The sequence below is a fragment of the Cupriavidus gilardii genome, assembly GCF_017598945.1.
Lineage (GTDB): Bacteria > Pseudomonadota > Gammaproteobacteria > Burkholderiales > Burkholderiaceae > Cupriavidus > Cupriavidus gilardii_E.
In genome coordinates, this window is sequence record NZ_JAGFTW010000002.1 from 43,813 (window position 1) to 64,683 (window position 20,871).

Here is a 20,871-nt window from a genome sequence, read left to right on the forward strand (position 1 = left end):
GGCTGGCTGGCTGACCCAGGCAGACCCACACCGCGCGAAGGCCGCCGGGCAACCGGCGGCCTTCTGCGTTTACGGCGGCGTTAATAGATCGGTGACATGCCGGAACGCCGTTCCCCCCTCTCCTTTCTCCCTTTTCCCCGGATCGCCTCCATGCACCTCGCCGTCCTGCGCAGCCGCGCACTGACCGGCATCGACGCGCCGCCGGTCTCGGTCGAAACCCATCTGGCCAACGGTTTGCCGGCCTTCGCCATCGTCGGGCTGGCGGAGACCGAGGTACGCGAGAGCCGCGAGCGCGTGCGCGCGGCGATCCTGAACTGCGGCTTCGAATTCCCGAACCGCCGCATCACCGTCAATCTGGCGCCGGCCGATCTGCCCAAGGAATCGGGCCGCTTCGACCTGGCCATCGCGCTGGGCATCCTCGCCGCCAGCGGCCAGATCCCGGCACCGGCGCTGGAGGGCTACGAATTCGCCGCGGAACTGTCGCTGTCGGGCGCGCTGCGGCCGGTGCGCGGCGCGCTGGCGATGGCGATGGGGCTGGCGCGCGATCACGCCGGCGCAGCGGGCGGCGCGCCACGCAGCTTCGTGGTGGCGGCCGGCAACGGCGCGGAGGCCGCGCTGGTCGACTCGGTTACCGTGCTGGCGGCCGCCTCATTGCCGGAGGTCTGCGCGCACCTGGCCCGCACCGGTCCGCCGCTGGCGCGCGCCCGGCCGGTCGCGTCGGCTCCTTCCGGCGGCACGCTGGCCGGCATGCCGGACATGCGCGACGTTCGCGGCCAGGCACAAGCCCGGCGCGCGATGGAGGTCGCTGCCGCCGGCCAACATTCGGCCTTGCTGATCGGCCCGCCAGGCACCGGCAAGTCGATGCTGGCGCAGCGCTTCCCCGGGCTGCTGCCGCCGATGACGCTGCAGGAGGCGCTCGAATCCGCCGCGGTGCTGAGCCTGACCGGAGCCGGCTTCCAGGCCGAGCGCTGGGGCCGCCGGCCGTTCCGCGCGCCGCACCATACCGCCTCGGCGGCGGCGCTGGTCGGCGGCGGCGGCGATCCGCGCCCCGGCGAGATCTCGCTGGCGCATCACGGCGTGTTGTTCCTGGACGAGCTGCCGGAGTTCGAACGGCGCGTGCTCGAGGTCCTGCGCGAGCCGCTCGAGTCTGGCCGCATCACGATCTCGCGCGCGGCGCGGCAGGCAGAATTTCCGGCGCGCTTCCAGTTCGTCGCGGCGATGAACCCCTGCCCTTGCGGCTACCAGGGCCATCCGACCCGCGCCTGCCGCTGCACGCCCGACCAGGTCCAGCGCTACCAGTCGCGGCTGTCCGGGCCGCTGCTGGACCGGATCGACCTGCAGATCGAGGTGCCGGCGCAAAGCCAGCAGGAGACGCTGGACGGTCCGCCCGGCGAGGACAGCGCGGCGATCCGAGCGCGCGTGCTGACGGCCCGGGCGCGGCAGCTGGAACGGCAGGGCAAACCCAACGGGGAACTGGCGGGACAGCAGATCGACCGGCATTGCCCGCTGGACGAGCAGGCGCAGGGGCTGCTGCGCGCGGCGATGGCGCGGCTGGGCTGGTCGGCGCGGTCCTACTTTCGCGTGCTTAAGGTGGCGCGCACCATTGCGGATCTGGGCGGCGCGGACGTCATCGACGCGGCGCATGCGGCAGAGGCCGTGCAGTACCGGCGGGTGCTGCGCCCGGTTTAGCGACTCACGGTGGTCATCGGCTCCCCTCTCCCGCTTGTGGGAGAGGGGAGCAAACCGGCGGGGTGGCGGCGCGTTGCTGTCAATCAAACCTGCGCGCCTCGGGAGGCTCGCCCGGCGGTTCGGGCTCGTCCTCGATCGGCGGATGATCCGGCGGCACGCCGGGCGGGGGCGGGTCTTCTATCGGTGGAACGGTATGGTCGGCGCGGCGCGGCATCGGTGGCTCCAGGGGGCGAGGTAACCACCATTGAAGCAAACCGGCCCGGGGATCGCCAGCCGGCTCCCTCCGACATCGCTCAGCCCGGCTGGCGCCGCACGAAGAACAGCGCGGCGCCGACCGCCATCAGCACGCTGCCGAACACGCGGTTCTGCCAGCGCATCGCGCGCGCGTCGCGGAACAGCCCCTGCATGCGCGAGGCCAGCAGCGCGTAGCCATGCATCACGATCAGGTCGACCGCGCACATCGTCACGGCGAGGATCGCCAGCTGCGGCGCCAGCGGCCGCGCTGCATCGATGAACTGCGGCAGCACCGCGACCATGAACACGATGCCCTTCGGGTTGGTGACATTGGTCAGCAGGCCGGTGGCAAAACGCCGGCGCGGACTCATCGCGGCCACGCGGATGCCGCTCGCGGCCTTGCCCTCGCCGTTCGCTTCGGCCGGCTCCAGCTCGACGCGTGCCCGCCATTGCTGTACGCCCAGATAGATCAGGTACAGCGCGCCGATCGTCTTGACCGCCGCGAAGGCATGCTCGGACGCGATCAGCAGCGCACCGAGCCCGCCGCCGGCGACCAGCAGCACGATCAGCAGCCCGGTCTGCAGGCCGAGGATCGTCGTGGTGGTCTTGCGCAGCCCATAGGACAGCCCGTGGCTCATCGATAGCACGGCCCCCGAGCCCGGGGAGACGGCGATCGCCCAGCAGGCCGCGAAATAGGCGAGCCAGATTTCCCAACGCATGATTTGCTCCCTTCCTGTTTTTCCAGATTCAATCGGCGACGCTCAGACCGCGGCCCGCCGCCACAGCCGCGGCACCAGCGCATACCACAGATACCCGGCCAGCTGCAGCGCCAGCAGGCCGCCCAGCGCCGCGCGGAAGGCGTCGGCCTGCGGCAGCCCGGCCCCGCGGAACAGGTCGATCGCCACGCCCAGCCCCCACTGGATCAGGAAGCTGCCGCCGAACACCAGCAGGTTGTAGGTGGTATTGGCGCGCCCCGCCACCTCGGCGGGAAACGCCAGGCTCAGCGTGCTGAGGATCAGCGACAGCGTGCTCGCGCACATCGCGAGCAGCGGCCACAGCAGCCAGGCCGCCGGCGCGGTCCAGGCGACGATCGCCGCCTGCAGCACCAGCGTCAGCCCGGCGCCGATCATCACCAGCCGCGCGGACTCGACCGGGTCGCGCGCGCGCCGCGGCGCCAGCCAGCCCAGCAGCAGATAGCCGGACAGCAGCGCGATATTGAACAGGAACAGGATCTGCGCGCTGCGGTCCGGCGCGAAGCCGAGCACGTCGACCAGCCACGGGCCGACCCACAACGTCTGCACCGCCATGAAGCCCGCCTGATTCAGCAGGCCGAAAGGCAGCACGCGGACGAAGGCCGGATGGCGCAGCAGCGCGCGATAGCCGCCGGCCATCTCGCCGGTCGGCAGCGCGGGCGTGTCGTGAAGGCCGTCCGCGCTGTCGACGAACGCCCTGGTCCGCTCGGCGCCGCGCGCCAGCCGCGCACTGCGCCGCTCGACCCGCGCGAGGCCCCGATACAGCGCGAGCGCCGACACCAGCAGCAGGCCGGCCATCACCAGGAACACGCCGCGCCAGCCGAGCCATGGCAGCACCGCCTGCACCGGCAGCGTCGTCATCAGCGCGCCGCCGCTGCCGGCGACCAGCATCCAGACCGACAGCTGGCTCTGCCGCGCGGTCGGAAACCAGCGGCGATAGGCGGTGTAGGAAGCCATCAGGCAGGCCGACACGCCGGCGCCGATCAGCGCCCGCCCCAGCCACAGGCTCGCCGCGGAGCCGGCCAGGGCAAACACCAGCGCGCCGAGGGCGGCGATCAGCAACAGCACGGTTTCGACGCGCCGCACGCCGCGCCGGTCCAGCCACTGGCCGACCGGCAGCTGCATCGCGGCGAAGGCCAGAAAGTAGGCCGACGACAGCAGGCCCAGGTCGGCGTTCGACAGCCGCATGTCGGCGATCAGCTCGGGCGCGATCACCGCGTTGATGGTGCGCAGTCCGTACGACAGCACGTAGGCCGCGGCGAAGCAGACGAACACCAGCGCCCCCTCGCCGCGGCGCAGCAGCGAGGACGGACGCATGGACAAGCCGGGACGGCTGCTGCGCGGGCCGGTACGGGAACGCATCAGAACGGATGGAAGCCGGCCAGGAACTGCTCGACCTGCTCGGCCTGGCGCTGGTCGCGCGCGGCATCGCCGGCCTCTAGCACGACCGCCTGGTAGACCTTGCTGCCCTTGGCGACCAGCCGCGCGGTCAGCCGGCGCGGCGTCTTGTCCTGCGGCGAGACGCCGGCCACCCGGATCTCGATCCCGGGCAGCGCCACCGGCGGCTGGGCCGACGACATCACGGTGACCGCGCGCGTCTGCACCGGCTCGGTCGGCGCGTTGCCCAGATTGGCGAGCAGACCGGTCTGCATCGCCGACAACGCCTCCGCGCGCAGCGCCGCGTCGTCGCCCGGGAGGCTGACCACCCCGACCGCGAACAGCGTCTCGTCGACGCGCGCCGCCTCCATCGTCATCGGCAACTTGCGGCCGGCAATGGCGACATCGCGCGCGGCGCTGGTCGGCTTGCCCGGATAGAGCGCGGCGTACCCGCCCTCGTTGGACTGGATCGTGCGCCAGTCGTAGCGCGGCGAGCAGGCGAGCAGCGCGGCCACCGCCAGGCCGGCGCAACACCGGGCCGGCCGGCGGAGGAACGAAAGGCGAGACATCGAAAGTCGGGGAAAGACGGGTCGGAAAAAGGGTACGGCAGGCCACCCCGGCAGGGGTGCAGCCAAGCCGCTATTATCGGGGATCAGGCACTGGCGCAGTGTCTTTCTAATCTCGATATTTCATTATGTTTTTGGACTTTTCGGCACGCGGCATCGGCGCGGCATGGCGGGGGGGCGCCGCCCTGACCCTGCTGACCGGCCTGCTGCTGACGCTGGCCGCGCCCCCGGCGCAGGCGGCGGGCGCCGCGCATCTGCCGGCGGTCAGCGACCTGGCGGCGGAAACCCGCGCGGCCAGCCAGCGCGGCGAACCGCTGGTGGTGCTGGTGACGCTGCCGAACTGCGGCTATTGCGAGGCGGTACGGCGTAACTACCTGGGACCGCAAGCCGCCGCCGGCCAGATCGCGGCGCGCGAGCTCGACATGAGCGCCGCCACGCCGATTCGCGACGCCGAGGGCCGGGTCACCACGGCCCGAGCCTGGGCCCGCGCGCACGGCATCCGCTTCGCGCCGACGGTGCTGTTCCTCGACGGCAGAGGCCGCCCGGCCGCGCCGCCGCTGCGCGGCATGCAGCCCGATTTCTACGGTGCCTATCTGGAACAGTCGCTCGACACCGCGCGTGCCGCGGTCGCGACGACGACCGGCGGACGCTGACCATGACGCCAGCGCCCTCCCCACCCCCAGCGCTAGAATGGCGGCTTCTCCCCCTTCCTTCGGTCGGCCCATCATGACTTCGTCCGCCTCCCAACCGGAACGTCCCGCCTCCGCCGCGCCGCGCAAGCGCTGGCCGCTGATCGTGGGCCTGCTGGTGCTGGTCCTGCTCGGCTGGTTCGGCTACCGCGCGCTGACGCCGGCCCGGCACGCCCCGCAGGCCACCTTCGTGCTGCTGTCCGGCGAGCGCGTCAGCACCGCGCAGCTGCAGGGCAAGGTCTATATGGTCAACTTCTGGGCCACCAGCTGCACCACCTGCGTCAAGGAGATGCCGGACATGGTGCGCACCTACCAGCAGTTCAAGGACAAGGGCCTGGACTTCGTCGCGGTGGCGATGAGCTACGACCCGCCGATGTATGTGACCAATTTCACCGAGACGCGCCAGCTGCCGTTCAAGGTCGCGCTCGACTCGGACGGCTCGGCGGCCAAGGCCTTCGGCGACGTGCAGCTGACGCCAACCACCTTCGTGGTGGACAAGGACGGCCGCATCCTGAAGCGCTATGTGGGCGAGCCGGAATGGGACAGCCTGCACAAGCTGCTGGATCAGGCGCTGGGCAAGGCGGTTTGATGAGCTGACAGGGAGAGGGTCGGTGGCGGTATGCCGGCGCCCTTGCCCTCTCCCCGCCCCTCTCCCGCAAGCGGGAGAGGGAGAACCCCGCAAGCACTCGGCAAGGCTGCCGGTTTGCTCCCCTCGCCCGCTCGCGGGAGAGGGGCCGGGGGAGAGGGCAACTCGGGCGTCACCACAGCAAAAGCGCCCTTCACGTCCCTTCGGCAATCCCCCGCTTGCCCAACACATCTGTATGGATATACAGTCTGCGGCGAACATTTCCGCTTTTCGCCCTCGCCCGCTCCTGTGTCCGTCGCTCTCGCTCCTGCTCCCGCCTCCGCTCCGGCCGCCCCCGCCGACCCGGCCGATCCGGCCGACTATCTCGCCGCGCTCAACCCCGAGCAGCGCGAAGCGGTCGAGCACGCCACCGACCGGCCGCTGCTGATCATCGCCGGCGCGGGCTCGGGCAAGACCAATACGCTGGCGCACCGGGTCGCGCATCTGCTGCTGGGCGGCGCCGATCCGCGCCGCATCCTGCTGCTGACCTTCTCGCGCCGCGCCGCGGTCGAGATGGGCCGGCGCGTCGAGCGCATCGTCGACCAGGCGTTTGCCAAACGCAACGGCACCGCCTCGTCGGCCAATCCCGGCCGCGCCGCGCTGCAATGGGCCGGCACCTTCCACGCGGTCGGCGCGCGCCTGTTGCGCGAATATGCCGAAACGCTGGGCCTGTCGCCGTCCTTCACGATCAGCGACCGCGGCGATTCGGCCGACCTGATCAACGTGGTGCGCCACGACCTCGGCCTGTCGGCACAGAACGCGCGCTTTCCGCGCAAGGAAACGTGCCTGGCGATCTATTCGCGCGTGGTCAACACCCAGTTGCCGCTGGAAGAGGTGCTGCAGCGGCAGTTTCCGCGCTATGCGATGTGGGCGGACGCACTGCGCGCGCTGTTCGCCGGCTATGTCGAGGCCAAGCAGAAGCAGCAGGTGCTCGACTACGACGACCTGCTGCTGTACTGGGCGCAGGCGCTGGCCGAGCCGGCGCTGGCGCGCGACATGGGCGAGCGCTTCGACCACGTGCTGGTCGACGAATACCAGGACACCAATGCGCTGCAGGCGTCGATCCTGCTCGCGCTCAAACCCGACGGCCGCGGCCTGACCGTGGTCGGTGACGACGCGCAGTCGATCTACGCGTTCCGCGGCGCCACCGTGCGCAATATCCTCGACTTCCCGCAGCGGTTCTCGCCGCCGGCCGGACAGGTCACGCTGTCGCGCAACTATCGCTCGACGCAGCCGATCCTGGCCGCCGCCAACGCGGTGATCGGGCTGGCGGCCGAGCGTTTCACCAAGGACCTGTGGTCCGACCGCGCCAGCGCCGAAAAACCGGGCGTGGTGGTGGTCAACGACGAGACCGAGCAGGCCCGCTTCGTGGTCGAGCGCATCCTCGCGCGGCGCGAGGAAGGGCTGGCGCTGATGGCGCAGGCGGTGCTGTTTCGCGCCGCCGATCACAGCGCACAGCTCGAACTCGAACTGGTCCGCCGCAACATCCCGTTCGTCAAGTTCGGCGGCCTCAAATTCCTCGAGTCGACCCACGTCAAGGACATGCTGGCGGCGCTGCGCTGGCTGGAGAATCCGCGCGACCGCATGGCGGGCTTTCGCACGCTGCAGCTGATGCCGGGCGTCGGGCCGAAAACGGCAGCGCGCGTGCTGGACGGGCTGGAGCTGGCCAACGATCCGCTGTTCGCGCTCGAATCGTTCGAAGCGCCGCCGGCGGCGGCCGAAACGTGGTCGGAACTGGTCGCGCTGGCGCGCGAGGCGATGGCGCCGGCGGCGGCATGGCCGGTCGACTTCGAACGCGTGCTGCGCTGGTACGAGCCGCACCTGGAACGCCTGCACGACGATGCCGCCGCACGCGCCGCCGACCTGCAGCAGCTGGCGCGCATCGCGGCCACCTACGGCTCGCGCGAACGCTTCCTGACCGAGCTGACGCTGGACCCGCCTGACGCCTCCAGCGACGAATCGGGCGTGCCGCTGCGCGACGAGGACTATCTGATCCTGTCGACGATCCATTCGGCCAAGGGCCAGGAGTGGAAGGCGGTCTACGTGCTGAACGCGGTCGACGGCTGCCTGCCGTCCGACCTGGCCACCGGCACGACCGAGGAGATCGAGGAAGAGCGCCGTCTGCTCTATGTCGCGATGACCCGCGCCCGCGACCATCTCGACATCGTCGTGCCGCAGCGCTTCTACGTGCATCAGCAGCCCGGCATGGGCGATCGCCACGTCTATGCGTCGCGCACGCGCTTCCTGCCCAATCGCGTGATGCCGCATTTCCACAGCCGGGCCTGGCCGCCGCCCCCGCCCGTCGATGCGGCCCCACAGCGCGCGTCGCTGCCGGCCGTCGATCTGGCGGCGCGCATGCGCAATATGTGGCGATGAACGTCGGCGCAAATGCTGTGCGTCATAGCTAACACCTGGCACGGTTCCGCGCCGCAGACGCCGCCGTGCGGTCGAAACGGCCCCCGGCTCGCCGTATAATTCCGAGCTTCCCACCGTTCCGACCGGCACTAGGCCGCGCGCGGCTCCGCCGCACGTGCCGCACGCCCTCCCACGCATGAGCAGCTACTACCAGCACCACGTCTTCTTCTGCCTGAATCAGCGCGAGCCGGGCGAAAACTGCTGCGCCAACCACAACGCCAAGGCGATGCAGGAATACGCCAAGAAGCGTTGCAAGGAGCTGGGCATCGCCGGCGGCGAGGGCCGGGTGCGGATCAACAAGGCCGGCTGCCTGAACCGCTGTGAACTCGGCCCGGTACTGGTGGTCTACCCGGAGGCCGTTTGGTACACATTCGTCGACGAGCAGGACATCGACGAAATCATCGACAGCCATCTGATCCACGGCAAGCCGGTCGAACGTCTGATGGTGGATCGCTGAGCGCCGCGCTCGGACCGCATCCGCCGCCATCGCCGCCCACTTTCGTTCCCGATTCGTTCCCGGATTCGTTCCCGGATTTTTGCCTTCCTGCCATGAACGCGCATACCCAGGTACTCACCGTTGCCGGTCCCGCCGGCGCGATCGACGTCTCGGTCGACCTGCCGCAGGCCGCGCCGGTGCGCGGCCTCGCGCTGGTCGGCCATCCGCATCCGCTGTTTGGCGGCACCAAGGACAACAAGGTCGCGCAGACGCTGGCGCGCGCCTTCGTGCAGCTGGGCTATGCCACCGTGCGGCCGAACTTTCGCGGCGTCGGCGGCACCGCCGGCCAGCATGACAACGGCCAGGGCGAGCAGGACGACCTGCTGGCGGTGATCGCATGGATGCGCCAGCAGCGCGACTGGTCCGCCGACGCGGCGACGCTGCCGCTGGCGCTGGCCGGCTTCTCGTTCGGCAGCTTCGTCGTCAGCCATGTGGCGCGGCGCCTGGCCGAGGCCGGCACGCCGGCCGAGCGCCTGGCAATGGTCGGCACCGCGGCCTCGCGCTGGCAGGTCGCCGACGTTCCCGCCGACACCATCGTGATCCATGGCGAGCAGGACGAGACCGTGCCGCTGGCCAGCGTGCTCGACTGGGCGCGGCCGCAGGAGCTGCCGGTCACGGTGATCCCCGGCGCGGACCATTTCTTCCATCGCAAGCTGCATCTGATCAAGCAGCTCGTCGTCAATGCGTGGCAGCGCTGAGCCCGGGCATTGAGCGGGCGGCCATGGCAATCCGTGGCCGCCGTTCCTTGCCCCGCCGCCACGTCCGCGTGGCGGCGCGATGCTGCCCTTTCTCTCTTGTCGGAACCTGAAAACATGTTCAATCAAGCTTCGCCGCTGTTCTCCCACCGCATCGCCCACACCCTGCTGGCCAGCGCCGCCGCGCTCGCGCTCGCCAGCGCACCGCTGACGGTGCGCGCGCAGGCCGTGCCGATGCCGCAGGTGGCAGCCAAGGCGTGGATGCTCTTTGATGTCACCAGCGGCCAGGCGCTCGGCTCGCAGAATGCCGACGCCCGCATCGAACCGGCTTCGCTGACCAAGATCATGACCGCCTACCTGGCCTTCCAGGCGCTGAAGGAAAAGCGCCTGACGCTGGACCAGGCCGTGGTGCCGACCAATCTCGTGCTGAAGGTCAAGAGCGACGAGTCGCGCATGTTCATCGAGCCGAACAAGCCGGTCACGGTGCAGGACCTGCTGATGGGCCTGATCGTGCAATCGGGCAACGATGCCGCGCTCGCGCTGGCCGAAGCGGTCGGCGGCTCGGAGGAAGGCTTCGTCGCGATGATGAACCGCGAGGCCCAGCGCATGGGCATGAAGAGCACGCACTTCACGAATACCGACGGCATTCCCGACCCGAACCACTACACCACCGCGGCGGACCTGGCGATCCTGACCACGCGCCTGATCCAGGACTTCCCCGAGTACTACAGCATGTACTCGCAGAAGGAGTTCACCTATAACAAGATCAAGCAGCCCAACCGCAACCGCCTGCTGTACATCGATTCGACCGTGGACGGCGTCAAGACCGGCCACACCCGCTCGGCGGGCTACTGCCTGATTTCCTCGGCCAAGCGCCCGCTGGCCAACGTGCCGAACGGCTCGCGCCGGCTGATCTCGATCGTGATCGGCACCACCAGCGAACAGGTCCGCACGCAGGAAAGCCTGAAGGTGCTGAACTACGGCTTCCAGTTCTTCGACACGCTGCGCCTGTACGACAAGGGCCAGGTGCTGGCCACGCCGGACATCTACAAGGGCAAGAACGACACCATCAAGATCGGCGTCCGCGACGAGACCTATGTGACCGTGCCGAAGGGCACCGCGGGCCGTCTGAAGCCGGTGCTGGAACGCCAGGAGCTGCTGGTGGCGCCGATCTCGGCCGGCCAGCAGGTCGGCACCGTCAAGCTGATGGACGGCACCAGCAAGGTGGCGGAATTCCCGGTGGTGGCGCTGGAAGAGGTGCCGGAAGCCGGCTTCTTCGGCCGCATCTGGGACACCATCCGCCTGTGGTTCAAGCGCAAGTAATACGCAACAAGGAGGCCGCCGCGATGAGCGCCGACAACACCGACAACGGGCGCGACCAGCCTTCGCTGATCGAATACCCGAGCGATTTCCCCATCAAGGTGATGGGCGCCATGCAGGACGGCTTCGCCGAGGCCATCGTCACGCTGGTGCAGGAATTCGACCCCGGCTTTCATGCCGGCAAGATGGAAATGCGCCCCTCGCGCAACGGCAACTACCTGGGCCTGACCGTGACGGTCTGGGTCACCAGCCGCGAGCAGCTCGACGATCTGTATCGCGCCCTGACCGCGCATCCGATGGTCAAGGTGGTGCTGTAACGTTTCAGCGGCTTTCAACGCTGCTTGCCCTCTCCCCCGGCCCCTCTCCCGCAAGCGGGAGAGGGGAGCAACCAGTGAGCACGGATCTCGCGCTCGCTGCCTCCCTCGAATCATGAATACGCTGACCCTGAAGCCCGGCAAGGAAAAATCCCTGCTGCGCCGCCATCCCTGGATCTATGCGACCGGCATCGACCGCGTCGAGGGTCGCGCCGAGCTCGGCGCGACCATCACGGTGCGCGCCGCCGACGGGCGCTTCCTCGCCAAGGCGGCCTACAGCCCGCACTCGCAGATTCGCGCGCGTGTGTGGACCTTCGACGAGAACGAGCCGGTCGATCATGCGCTGATCAAGCGCCGCGTCGCCACCGCGGTCGCGCATCGCCGCCAGTGGGTCAGCGACAGCGATGCGGTGCGGCTGGTGTTCGGCGAGGCCGACCGGCTGCCGGGCCTGGTGGTCGACTACTACGGCGCCGGCCGCGGCACCGAGCACGCGCAGCTGGTCTGCCAGTTCAACGCCGCCGGCGTCGAGCAGTGGAAGGACGCGATCGTGCAGGCGCTGATCAAGGAAACCGGCTGCCCGAACGTCTACGAGCGCTCCGACGCCGCGGTGCGCGAGCGCGAGGGACTCGAACTGGTGACCGGCGTGCTGGCCGGCGCCGAACCCGACCCGGAGCTGTCGGTCACCGAACACGGCGTGCGCTACTACGTCGATGTCCGCAACGGCCACAAGACCGGCTTCTATGTCGATCAGCGCGACAACCGCAAGCTGGTCGGCGATCTGGCCGACGGGCGCGAGGTGCTGAACTGCTTCTGCTATACCGGCGGCTTCTCGCTGGCGGCACTGCGCGGCGGCGCGGCCTCGGTGGTGTCGATCGACTCGTCGGGCGAGGCGCTGAAGATCGCCGAGGGCAATGTCGCGCTGAACGGCTTCGATGCGGCGCGCGCGACCTGGCTCGACGCGGACGTGTTCAAGTCGCTGCGGCAGTTCCGCGCCGAGGAACGCCAGTTCGACCTGATCGTGCTGGACCCGCCGAAGTTCGCGCCGTCGGCCCAGCATATCGACCGCGCCGCGCGCGCCTACAAGGAAATCAATCTGGTCGGCATGCAGCTGCTGCGCCCGGGCGGGCTGCTGTTCACCTACTCGTGCTCGGGCGCGATCGGCATGGAGCTGTTCCACAAGATCGTCGCCGGCGCGGCGACCGACGCGCGCGTCGATGCGCGCATCCTGCGCCGCCTGTCGGCCGGCACCGACCATCCGATGCTGGCGGCCTTCCCCGAAGGCGAATATCTGAAGGGGCTGCTGCTGCAGCGCGTGTGAGCGCCAGGCAGCCCAGGCGATCCCTTCATCGAGACGTCACCGGCTCGACGCCGGATCGTCATATTGCCGCTCTACCATGCCGTTGACGGCTTCGGCATTGGCAGGTGCCCGCCGTCGATGTATCAGTCTTCGTGGTAATTGCCCCGCCCCGGACGCGGGGCTTTTTTTTGCCGCTCGGCGCACGGCGAGCGCTTACGGCGCAGGATCGAGGGCCGCCAGCGAGACCATGGCCTGCTGCCACTGTGCGCGCATCACGCGCCACTGGGCCTTCAGATCCGCCATGCCCCCATCGCCGCGTGTCAGGAAGATCGGTTCTTCGCAGAACAATGGCGCGGTGGCGAAAAGCAAGGCCGACCGGTCCTGCAGCGGTATCTCGTCAACCGCCTCGCACCATTGCATCATTTCGTCCCGCCAGAGGTTCCTGCCTCCGACAGAGGCGTGTAGCCGGTCCAGCAACAGCGGCACGCGCAGCATTGGTGGCAGCGAACGAATCAGTCTCAGCATGTGCCTGGTGCCAAACGCCGTCCGCTCCACATTCCAGCCGTGCTCGGCATTGCGTGTTGCGAGCAGCCGCAGCGCGGCTTGCCGCTGCTCTGCCGGTATGGCCGCGAGCCTGGCGAACGCACGGTCGACGTCGACCACCAGCTGGCGCAGTTCGGCCTCCGACAGCGCATCGGCCGGCGGGTCCCCGTTGGACCTGGAGGCCACCGCGCGATGGAGGGCCACGATGGCCAGGGCGGCCAAAGCCTGGGCCAGGGCGGGCTCGCTGCCCAGATCGAGATCGGCGATGCGGTCCAGCAAACCGGCAAGGCAGCGCGCAGCGGCTTTCGCGCCCGACGCATGGGCGACCAGGATCTCCGCCACCTCCGTCATCGACGCCGCCCGCTTGCGGCGTTCCATATCGTCGTGCTCCAGCGCGGCCAACGCCTCCAGCATGCCGTTGACCGCTGTCAGGTCGACCCAGCGGTGGCCGGCGCTCGCCCGGATCAGCCAGTGCAACCGCATGCGCGGGCCCAGTGCATCGAAGCGCGACGCCAGCAGCGCCTGCGACCGCTTGCGCTCGACAAAGGGAAGCAGCCTGCCGCTCAAGTCGTCACGCAGGGATTGCGCCGGCAGGAGCAGGATGCCGTTCAGCAGCCGCTCCGCCCATGCCGACGACGTCAACGAGACGGGATTGCCGGGCAGCAGGATCATCGCGCCATGGATGCGGGGAAACTGGTCGATCAAGGGCCGATACAAGACGGCGGCCAGTTCGGGGGCGTGCGGCGCCAGCAAGTCGGCACGCCGTTGCACTTCCAACTGGCTGGGCAGCCATTGCGGGTCGCCGGTCCAGCCTGCCGACATCTGCGCGGTCAGCCGGTAAAGCGGCTCGCGTCTTGCCGCATCCAGGCCGTGGCGAATGCAATCGTCGAGCAACGTCTCCCTGGCTTGCCACAGGCGTTCGCGCGGCAGCAAGGGGGCGGCCGCGGCCCACAGCGCGGCGCGTTGGGACGAAGCGAGTTGCGGCAGCCCGGCCAGTTCCCAGATGTCCTGCGCGAGCGCCTCGGGTCCGAGGACCTCGGCCGGCCCGGCATCGTCGAGCACGGCGCTCGCCAGGGCCACGATCTCGGTCCCCGGCAGGCTCGCCGCATCGGCCATCACGGCGCGCCAGATTCGGTCGGGGCCGGCGACCAGTCCGATGGGCGGCGCATCGATCAGCGGATTGATCGTCGCCAGCGCTTGCCACGCCATGACGCGATCGGCCGGGGCCCAGCGGGCCGCTTCGGCCAGCACCGCCCGGCACACCGCCTCGGCACGGGCGGCGCGCGCCTGCGCCGGCACCATGATCAACGCGCAGCCCGCGGCCGCATCGAGCGCGGCGCGACGGTCGGACCGGTTCAGGGTCGCAATGCGTTCGAGCCATACGGCGATGTCGAACGGCCAACGCTGATGGTCCCAGGGCAGGGCAGCCTTGGCATGCAGGAACGCCAGCGCACCATGGACCGTGAGCATGGCGTGGGTCTGCCGCCTGGGGTCGTGCAGCGCGCTGGCGAACTCGCGCAGGGCATCGAGACCGTGCGCGCATGCGGCGAGCACCGTCCCGGCATCCGGACAGTCGGGACGGTCAAATGGAAGGAACGGGAGCGGGCACAGGCGCCGGTACGGTTCGCCAATTGCCCACTGCGCAAGGGTACGGCGCACGTGTTGCGCCAGGCCGGCGCACAGGCTGGCGCGCGCATGCGCCGTCGCCAAACCTTCGCCGCCCGCTTTCAGGACCGCCTGCCATCCCGCCAGGGCTTCCTTCCACGGCAGCCAGCGCAGCCGCTCGAGCAGGGCGAGCAGCACGTCGAGCCTGCCCTGATCGTCGACCGGCATGCGGGCCAGGCTGCCGAGCACTTCGCGCAGGCGCCACAGCGAGCCGACCTGCTGTGCGCGGGTCCGCTCGATACCGATATGCGGCCGCACGATGCCGCGCAGGGTCGCGCTCGTCGCCGCCAGACGAACGCCGTCGCGCAAGGGCAGAAATCGGGCGACGCGCGCCAGCGGTTGGGCCAGTTGCCACCAGTCGCGCCCGCCGTCGGCCGGCCTGGCGGCAGGCTCGAGACGGATGGCGGCGGGAGCCTGGCTCGGCAGCGGCAACGCAGCCGGCTGCATGGATTGGGGCGGGGACGGAGGCGGGGACGGAGGCGTGGACGGGAGCGGGGATGGCAGGTTCGCGGACCAGTCGGCGGCGGACCGCTCGGGTCCGGTCAGGCGCATTCTTTTCATCGGAGTCTCCTGGCAAGGGGATCCGATTGTCGAGTCCTGCCCCCACCGGCACTATTGCGAAATCGACGTCTTCATTGGCACTGGAACGGCCGGGCTTCGCGGTCATTTCGGGTCGGCTGCCGGGCGCCGCACAGGGTCGCGCGCCGTTCTGTTCCTAGACCGTCGCTTCTAACGGCGAGCAGAAGAAACTCCCTATAATCGAACGACCGTTCAGAACACCGATGCCACGCCTCGCTTCCGTGGTTCAGGAGACACCATGCCCGCCGCCAAACACATCCCCCCAGCCCTGCAGAACCTGACGCTGCCCGTGATCGCGTCGCCGATGTTCATCGTCAGCTATCCGGAACTGGTGCTGGCCCAGTGCAAGGCCGGCATCGTCGGCTCGTTTCCGGCGCTGAACGCGCGCCCGGCCGAGCTGCTCGACGAATGGCTGACGCAGATGCAGCAGGAGCTGGCGGCGTACCGCGCGGCCAATCCGGATGCCAGGGTCGGCCCGATCGCGGTCAACCAGATCGTGCACGCGTCCAACGCGCGGCTGGAGCAGGACGTGCGCGTCTGCGTCGAGCACAAGGTGCCGATCTTCATCACTTCGCTGCGCGCGCCGGTCAAGGAGATGATCGACGCGGTGCACAGCTATGGCGGCATCGTGCTGCACGACGTGATCAACCTGCGCCACGCCGAGAAGGCGATCGAGGCGGGCGTCGACGGCCTGATCCTGGTCGCCGCGGGCGCCGGCGGCCATGCCGGCACGCTGTCGCCGTTCGCGCTGGTCGGCGAGGTGCGCCGCATCTTCGACGGCCCGATCGCGTTGTCGGGCTCGATCGCCACCGGCGAGGCCGTGCTGGCCGCGCAGGCGATGGGCGCGGACTTCGCCTATGTCGGCACGCGCTTCATCGCCTCGCAGGAAGCGCATGCCAGCGACGCCTACAAGCGTTCGATCACCAGTGCGGCGGCGGCCGATATCGTCTACACCAACCTGTTCACCGGTGTGCACGGCAACTACATCCGCGAGAGCATCCTCAATTCGGGGCTCGATCCGGAGAACCTGCCGCAGGCCGACAAGAGCAAGATGGACTTCTCCAGCGGCAGCTCCAAGGCCAAGGCGTGGAAGGATATCTGGGGCGCCGGTCAGGGCGTGGGGCAGATCGACGCGATCCAGTCGGCCGGCGAGATTGTCGCGAGCATGAAGGCCGAGTACGATGCGGCCAAGGCGCGTCTGTGCGCCGCTGGATGACCGGATGACCGCGACCGCGGTCGATCCTGCCGACCGCCGGAGATTCCCCGCTGGACAAACCCCCTGTCGTCATTGCCGAGATCCGGCGCAGCCGCCGCGAACGCATCGTCCGCGCGGCCTGGGCCACGCTCGGCATCGTCTGCATGCTGCTGGCGGTGCTCGGCGTGTTCCTGCCGGTGCTGCCCGCCACGCCGTTCGTGCTGCTCGCCGCGGCCTGTTTCGCGCGCGGCTCCGAACGCTTTCATGACTGGCTGATGCGCCATCCCCGGCTCGGGCCGATCGTGCACGACTGGCAGCGCCACCGCAGCATCCCGCTGCGCGCCAAGATCCTGGCAATCGCGATGATGTGGATTTCGTTGCCGACCACCGCCTGGCTGCTGCGCGCCAGACCGGCGTTCTCGATCGCGGTGCTGGCAATCGGCGTCGTGGCGACCGCCTATCTGCTGTATCTGCCGACACGGCCGCGTGGCGGCTATGGCAGGTCGGCCTCGCCTTCGAACCCCGAACCGCCGCCGCGACGCTAGCGGTACCGGTACCGGTAGCGGTAGCGGTCGGGGCGGTTCGGCGGATCCGGACTAGTCGTAGCTGCGCGCGTCCTCGATGACCTTGCCGTCCTGCGGCAGCGAACCGGCCGGCACGAACTTCACCTCGCCCTTGAGCCGCATCACGTCCCGCATCGACACGACGATCGCATCGGCCAGCGCCTGATCGTCCCGCGTGGCGTCGCAATGCAGCGTCATCACGTCGGCGCCGGGCGCGCCGGTCACCACCAGGCGCACCGCGCGCAGTTCGGGATGGCGACGCATCACCTCGCCGATCTGGCCCGGATGGACGAACATCCCTTTGACCTTGGTGGTCTGGTCCGCGCGTCCGAGCCAGCCGCGCAGCCGGATATTGGTGCGGCCGCACGGGCTCGGTGTCGTCGACGATCCGGGCACGATCGCCGACAGGTCGCCGGTGCCGAAGCGGATCAGCGGATAGTCCTCGTTGCCCAGCACCGTGACCACCACCTCGCCGACCTCCCCCTCCGGCATCGGCCGCGTGCCGCCCGGCTCGACGATTTCGACCAGCACGCCCTCGTCGACCACCCAGCCGTCGGCGCCCTCGCTTTCATAGGCGATCAGCCCGACATCGGCGGTGCCGTACATCTGATGCACCTTGATGCCGCGTTCGACGAACCACGCGCGCAGCGAAGGCGGCAGCGCTTCGCCCGACACCAGGGCCTTGGCCAGGCTGCACGGCTGGCCCAGCTCGGCGCCGCGCTCGAGCAGGATCTTCAGGAAGGACGGCGTGCCGGCGTAGGCGGCGGGCCGCAGCATCGACAGCGCCTGCACCTGGGACTCGGTCTGGCCGACGCCGGCCGGGAACACGCAGCAGCCCAGCCGGTGCGCGCCGGTTTCCATCATCATGCCGGCCGGCGTGAAGTGATACGAGAAGGTGTTGTAGACCAGCTCGCCGCGACGAAAGCCCGCCGCGTACATCGCCCGCGCGGTGCGCCACCAGTCCGGACCGTGGCCGTCGGGTTCGTGCAGCGGACCGGGCGATTGAAAGATATGGCGCAGTGCGCCGAGCGGTGTCGCGTTCAGTCCGCCGAGCGGGCCATTGGCCTGCTGCAGCGCGCTCAGCTGCGCCTTGCGCGTGACCGGCAACGCGGCCAGCGCCTCGCGCGACGTCAGCGTTTGCGGATCGACATCGCGCAGCGCCTCGACAAAGTAAGGCGCGTGCGTCCTGGCATGCGCGACCTGGCGCGACAGCGCGGCCAGCAGGGCCTGTTCGCGCGCGGCGGGGTCGCGCGTCTCGAGAGCGTCGAAGTGTTCTGACATGGTGGCGGATGTCGGTGTGAATGGGTGCCGGGCGGTGTCGCCACGGCCGGGCAAGGCAATGTGTCGGCGCAGGAGGCCGCGCGGTCCCGCGTGTCCGCGGCCGCTCAGGCCAGCCAGCGTTTGCGCCGGCGGTAGCTCTTGACGTCGCGGAACGACTTGCGGCCGCCACCGTCGGCATCGTTGGCGGCCACGCCGAGGTAGAACTCCTTGACGTCCTCGTTGGTGCGCAGCGCCTCGGCTTCGCCATCCATCACCACGCGGCCGTTTTCGAGGATGTAGCCGTAGTCGGCATAGCGCAGCGCGACCATGGTGTTCTGCTCGGCGAGCAGGAAGCTGACGCCTTCGCGCTGATTCAGGTCACGCACGATCTCGAAGATCTCCTCGACGATCTGCGGCGCCAGCCCCATCGACGGCTCGTCGAGCAGCACCATGTTGGGCTTGGCCATCATGGCCCGGCCGATCGCGCACATCTGCTGCTCGCCGCCCGAGGTATAGCCGGCCTGCGATTTGCGGCGCAGCTTCAGGCGCGGGAAGTAGGTGTAGATCTTCTCGAGCTCGTCGCGCGTCTCGCCGCGCGACAGCCCGCGCGTGTAGGCCCCGGTCAGCAGGTTTTCCTCGATGGTCAAATGGGCGAAGCAGTGGCGGCCCTCCATCACCTGGATCACGCCGCGCTTGACCAGATCGTTCGGCGTCAGCTGGTCGACGCGCGCGCCGCGGTATTCGATCGAGCCCTTGGTCACATCGCCGCGCTCGGCGCGCAGCAGGTTCGAGATCGCCTTCAGCGTGGTGGTCTTGCCCGCCCCGTTGGCCCCCAGCAGCGCCACGATGCTGCCCTCGGGCACGTCGAGCGACACGCCCTTGAGCACCAGGATCACGTGGTCGTAGATGACTTCGATGTTGTTGATGGACAGCAGGGTCATGGTGGACCTCGGTAGTGATATCGCGCGCGCTGGGGTCAGCGTGCTAGGCGCATGCATGCCTGGGGTGTTCTCCCCTCTCCCGCTTGCGGGAGAGGGGCGGGGGAGAGGGCAAGGGCAGTGGCCATGCCTTCGCGTCTGCAAACCACCTCCCTCTCCCCCTGAGGGGGAGAGGGAGAACACCATGGGGATGGCGGAGCGTGTTCAGCGCATCACGACTTCGCGCAAGCCGGCGTAATCCCCTTCTCCTTCGCGTACTGCGCCGCGTTGGCCTTGAACAGCGGGTGGATCAGGCTCTTGTTGCCTTCGATCCAGTCCGACACCACGGTCCACTTGGCGCCGTCCCATTGCTGGATCTTGACCTTGCCCGAGCCCTCGTGGTTTTCGCAGCTGGTCTTGATCTCCGGCAGCAGGCCGGTGGCGCCGAGCTGCTGCAGCCGCGCGTTGGTCAGGTTCAGGTTCTCGAACGCCCAGCGCATCTGCTCGCCGCTCATCGGCTTGCCCTTGCCGAACTTGTTCTGCGCGACGCGGATCGCCTCGACCGTGACCACCGCGGCCGACACGCCGCGGTTGTACAGCACCGAGCCGATCTTGTTGCGGTCCTGCATATTGCCCTTGCCGCCGCCGTAGACCACCTTCTCGATGTCGGCGATCAGCGGTACGCCCTTGCCCGCCACGTTCCAGGTCGCGCTCATGTAGCCCTTGGCGGCGTCGCCGGCCGGCACGGTGTCTTCCTCGGAGCCGGCCCACCACGAGCCGATCATCTTGTCGCGCGGATAGCCGACCTTCTGCGCCGCCTTCAGCGCGGTCTGGTTCATCACGCCCCAGCCCCAGAAGATCACGTAGTCCGGCCGCTCCTGGCGGATGCGCAGCCATTGCGCGCCCTGCTCGTTGCCCGGGTGCGCGACCGGGATCTCGATCAGATCGAACTTGCCCAGCTTGGCCTCGGCCTGCAGCGCGACGATCGGCTCCTTGCCGTACGCCGAGTCGTGATACAGGTAGACGATCTTCTTGCCGGCCAGCGAGCCGCCGGTCTTGCTGGCCAGGTACTTGACGATGGCCGACACCTGCATCTGGTAGGTGGTCACCAGCGGGAAGGCATAGGGAAACACCGAGCCGTCGACCGCGTCGGTGCGGCCATAGCCCATCATCACCAGCGGCACCTTGTCGGCCGCGGTCTTGTCGACCAGCGCATACGAGATGCCGGTGGACATCGAATGGTAGGCGGTGCCCTTGGTGGTCGGGTTCTTGCCCTTCAGCCGCTCGTAGCACTCGACACCCTTGGCGTTGTTGTACTCGGTCTCGCACTCTTCCCAGCTGAGCTTGACGCCGTTGATGCCGCCTTCCTTCAGGTTGACGTAGTTCAGATAGTCGATGAAGCCGCCATACCAGGACTGCCCGTTGGCGCCGTAGGGCCCGACCCGGTAGCTCGGCAGCGCGATGAACTGCTCGCCGCTCTGGGCCTGTGCCGGCAGCGCCGGCACCAGCAGCGCGGCGGCCGCGCCGACTGCCAGCGCGACGCGCTGGGCATTGCGAATCAGGTTGCTCATCACTGTCTCCTTCACCTTGGCAGGTGCGTTGTTATCGCGTGGTTAGCGCGTTCGTATGGCGTTGGCATCCAACTACCCGTTTGCATGACATTGAAGCGTGCCCCGTCGA

Annotated in this window: 18 protein-coding genes; 11 read left to right on the forward strand and 7 right to left on the reverse strand. The window is 69.2% G+C overall.

Going from position 1 to position 20,871, the window contains the following annotated elements; translation table 11 throughout:
- Window positions 1-150: 150 nt before the first annotated feature.
- Entirely contained in the window at window positions 151-1,689 is a 1,539-nt protein-coding gene (locus J5T34_RS00500) for a YifB family Mg chelatase-like AAA ATPase (protein ID WP_208577409.1), read from the forward strand.
- A 293-nt stretch (window positions 1,690-1,982) separates the two neighbouring features.
- Here the strand turns inward: J5T34_RS00500 and J5T34_RS00505 are convergent, their stop codons facing one another.
- From J5T34_RS00505 to J5T34_RS00515, 3 genes are read right to left on the reverse strand one after another with little or no spacing between them, the layout of a single operon-like run.
- Window positions 1,983-2,642, reverse strand: coding sequence for a LysE family transporter (locus J5T34_RS00505; RefSeq protein ID WP_208577411.1), 660 nt, complete (start codon window positions 2,640-2,642; stop codon window positions 1,983-1,985).
- 42 nt (window positions 2,643-2,684) lie between these two features.
- Complete coding sequence (locus tag J5T34_RS00510; protein WP_208577413.1) at window positions 2,685-3,992, reverse strand: MFS transporter; 1,308 nt, start codon at window positions 3,990-3,992, stop codon at window positions 2,685-2,687.
- A gap of 44 nt (window positions 3,993-4,036) precedes the next feature.
- On the reverse strand, window positions 4,037-4,621 hold the full coding sequence (locus J5T34_RS00515; RefSeq protein ID WP_208577415.1) for a hypothetical protein: 585 nt from the start codon (window positions 4,619-4,621) through the stop codon (window positions 4,037-4,039).
- 125 nt (window positions 4,622-4,746) lie between these two features.
- On the opposite strand from J5T34_RS00515, the gene J5T34_RS00520 reads away from it, so the two are divergent.
- The 8 genes from J5T34_RS00520 to J5T34_RS00555 all read left to right on the forward strand — a co-directional run bounded on the left by J5T34_RS00520 (window position 4,747) and on the right by J5T34_RS00555 (window position 12,490).
- A complete protein-coding gene (locus tag J5T34_RS00520) occupies window positions 4,747-5,271 on the forward strand; it encodes a thioredoxin fold domain-containing protein (RefSeq protein WP_208577417.1) in 525 nt (174 codons plus the stop codon).
- A 73-nt stretch (window positions 5,272-5,344) separates the two neighbouring features.
- Window positions 5,345-5,896 carry a TlpA disulfide reductase family protein gene (locus tag J5T34_RS00525; RefSeq protein ID WP_208577419.1) on the forward strand — a complete coding sequence of 184 codons (552 nt, stop codon included), beginning with the start codon at window positions 5,345-5,347 and terminating at the stop codon, window positions 5,894-5,896.
- A 285-nt stretch (window positions 5,897-6,181) separates the two neighbouring features.
- Window positions 6,182-8,308 (forward strand): ATP-dependent helicase, encoded by a 2,127-nt coding sequence (locus J5T34_RS00530; protein WP_208577421.1) that lies wholly within the window; start codon window positions 6,182-6,184, stop codon window positions 8,306-8,308.
- Between the two features lie 175 nt (window positions 8,309-8,483).
- A complete protein-coding gene (locus J5T34_RS00535; RefSeq protein WP_006578238.1) occupies window positions 8,484-8,804 on the forward strand; it encodes a (2Fe-2S) ferredoxin domain-containing protein in 321 nt (106 codons plus the stop codon).
- Between the two features lie 92 nt (window positions 8,805-8,896).
- Window positions 8,897-9,541 carry an alpha/beta hydrolase gene (locus J5T34_RS00540; RefSeq protein ID WP_208577423.1) on the forward strand — a complete coding sequence of 215 codons (645 nt, stop codon included), beginning with the start codon at window positions 8,897-8,899 and terminating at the stop codon, window positions 9,539-9,541.
- Between the two features lie 114 nt (window positions 9,542-9,655).
- Window positions 9,656-10,861, forward strand: a complete 1,206-nt coding sequence (locus J5T34_RS00545) for a D-alanyl-D-alanine carboxypeptidase family protein (protein WP_208577425.1) — start codon at window positions 9,656-9,658, stop codon at window positions 10,859-10,861.
- A gap of 23 nt (window positions 10,862-10,884) precedes the next feature.
- Window positions 10,885-11,175: a DUF493 family protein gene (locus J5T34_RS00550; protein WP_053820987.1), complete on the forward strand. Its 291-nt coding sequence runs from the start codon at window positions 10,885-10,887 to the stop codon at window positions 11,173-11,175.
- 112 nt (window positions 11,176-11,287) lie between these two features.
- Window positions 11,288-12,490, forward strand: coding sequence for a class I SAM-dependent rRNA methyltransferase (locus tag J5T34_RS00555; protein ID WP_208577427.1), 1,203 nt, complete (start codon window positions 11,288-11,290; stop codon window positions 12,488-12,490).
- 192 nt (window positions 12,491-12,682) lie between these two features.
- Here J5T34_RS00555 and J5T34_RS00560 read toward each other — a convergent pair whose 3' ends face one another.
- Entirely contained in the window at window positions 12,683-15,229 is a 2,547-nt protein-coding gene (locus J5T34_RS00560) for a hypothetical protein (RefSeq protein WP_208577429.1), read from the reverse strand.
- Window positions 15,230-15,494: 265 nt separating this feature from the next.
- Between J5T34_RS00560 and J5T34_RS00565 the strand changes: the two genes are divergently transcribed.
- Window positions 15,495-16,472, forward strand: a complete 978-nt coding sequence (locus J5T34_RS00565) for an NAD(P)H-dependent flavin oxidoreductase (protein WP_208577431.1) — start codon at window positions 15,495-15,497, stop codon at window positions 16,470-16,472.
- A 104-nt stretch (window positions 16,473-16,576) separates the two neighbouring features.
- On the forward strand, window positions 16,577-16,996 hold the full coding sequence (locus J5T34_RS00570) for a YbaN family protein (RefSeq protein WP_347880624.1): 420 nt from the start codon (window positions 16,577-16,579) through the stop codon (window positions 16,994-16,996).
- Window positions 16,997-17,047: 51 nt separating this feature from the next.
- On the opposite strand, the gene J5T34_RS00575 is transcribed toward J5T34_RS00570, so the two are convergent.
- The 3 genes from J5T34_RS00575 to J5T34_RS00585 form a co-directional block, all read right to left on the reverse strand.
- Window positions 17,048-18,295 carry a phenylacetate--CoA ligase family protein gene (locus J5T34_RS00575; RefSeq protein WP_208577433.1) on the reverse strand — a complete coding sequence of 416 codons (1,248 nt, stop codon included), beginning with the start codon at window positions 18,293-18,295 and terminating at the stop codon, window positions 17,048-17,050.
- 104 nt (window positions 18,296-18,399) lie between these two features.
- Window positions 18,400-19,215: an ABC transporter ATP-binding protein gene (locus J5T34_RS00580; RefSeq protein WP_174108953.1), complete on the reverse strand. Its 816-nt coding sequence runs from the start codon at window positions 19,213-19,215 to the stop codon at window positions 18,400-18,402.
- Between the two features lie 209 nt (window positions 19,216-19,424).
- Window positions 19,425-20,762 carry an ABC transporter substrate-binding protein gene (locus J5T34_RS00585; protein ID WP_208577435.1) on the reverse strand — a complete coding sequence of 446 codons (1,338 nt, stop codon included), beginning with the start codon at window positions 20,760-20,762 and terminating at the stop codon, window positions 19,425-19,427.
- Window positions 20,763-20,871 lie beyond the last annotated feature (109 nt).

Coding starts and splice junctions, on each gene's coding strand:
- J5T34_RS00500 (WP_208577409.1), top strand. CDS start 151: ATGCACCTCGCCGTCCTGCGCAGCCGCGCACTGACCGGCATCGACGCG.
- J5T34_RS00505 (WP_208577411.1), bottom strand. CDS start 2,642: ATGCGTTGGGAAATCTGGCTCGCCTATTTCGCGGCCTGCTGGGCGATC.
- J5T34_RS00510 (WP_208577413.1), bottom strand. CDS start 3,992: ATGCGTCCGTCCTCGCTGCTGCGCCGCGGCGAGGGGGCGCTGGTGTTC.
- J5T34_RS00515 (WP_208577415.1), bottom strand. CDS start 4,621: ATGTCTCGCCTTTCGTTCCTCCGCCGGCCGGCCCGGTGTTGCGCCGGC.
- J5T34_RS00520 (WP_208577417.1), top strand. CDS start 4,747: ATGTTTTTGGACTTTTCGGCACGCGGCATCGGCGCGGCATGGCGGGGG.
- J5T34_RS00525 (WP_208577419.1), top strand. CDS start 5,345: ATGACTTCGTCCGCCTCCCAACCGGAACGTCCCGCCTCCGCCGCGCCG.
- J5T34_RS00535 (WP_006578238.1), top strand. CDS start 8,484: ATGAGCAGCTACTACCAGCACCACGTCTTCTTCTGCCTGAATCAGCGC.
- J5T34_RS00540 (WP_208577423.1), top strand. CDS start 8,897: ATGAACGCGCATACCCAGGTACTCACCGTTGCCGGTCCCGCCGGCGCG.
- J5T34_RS00545 (WP_208577425.1), top strand. CDS start 9,656: ATGTTCAATCAAGCTTCGCCGCTGTTCTCCCACCGCATCGCCCACACC.
- J5T34_RS00550 (WP_053820987.1), top strand. CDS start 10,885: ATGAGCGCCGACAACACCGACAACGGGCGCGACCAGCCTTCGCTGATC.
- J5T34_RS00555 (WP_208577427.1), top strand. CDS start 11,288: ATGAATACGCTGACCCTGAAGCCCGGCAAGGAAAAATCCCTGCTGCGC.
- J5T34_RS00560 (WP_208577429.1), bottom strand. CDS start 15,229: ATGCGCCTGACCGGACCCGAGCGGTCCGCCGCCGACTGGTCCGCGAAC.
- J5T34_RS00565 (WP_208577431.1), top strand. CDS start 15,495: ATGCCCGCCGCCAAACACATCCCCCCAGCCCTGCAGAACCTGACGCTG.
- J5T34_RS00575 (WP_208577433.1), bottom strand. CDS start 18,295: ATGTCAGAACACTTCGACGCTCTCGAGACGCGCGACCCCGCCGCGCGC.
- J5T34_RS00580 (WP_174108953.1), bottom strand. CDS start 19,215: ATGACCCTGCTGTCCATCAACAACATCGAAGTCATCTACGACCACGTG.
- J5T34_RS00585 (WP_208577435.1), bottom strand. CDS start 20,762: ATGAGCAACCTGATTCGCAATGCCCAGCGCGTCGCGCTGGCAGTCGGC.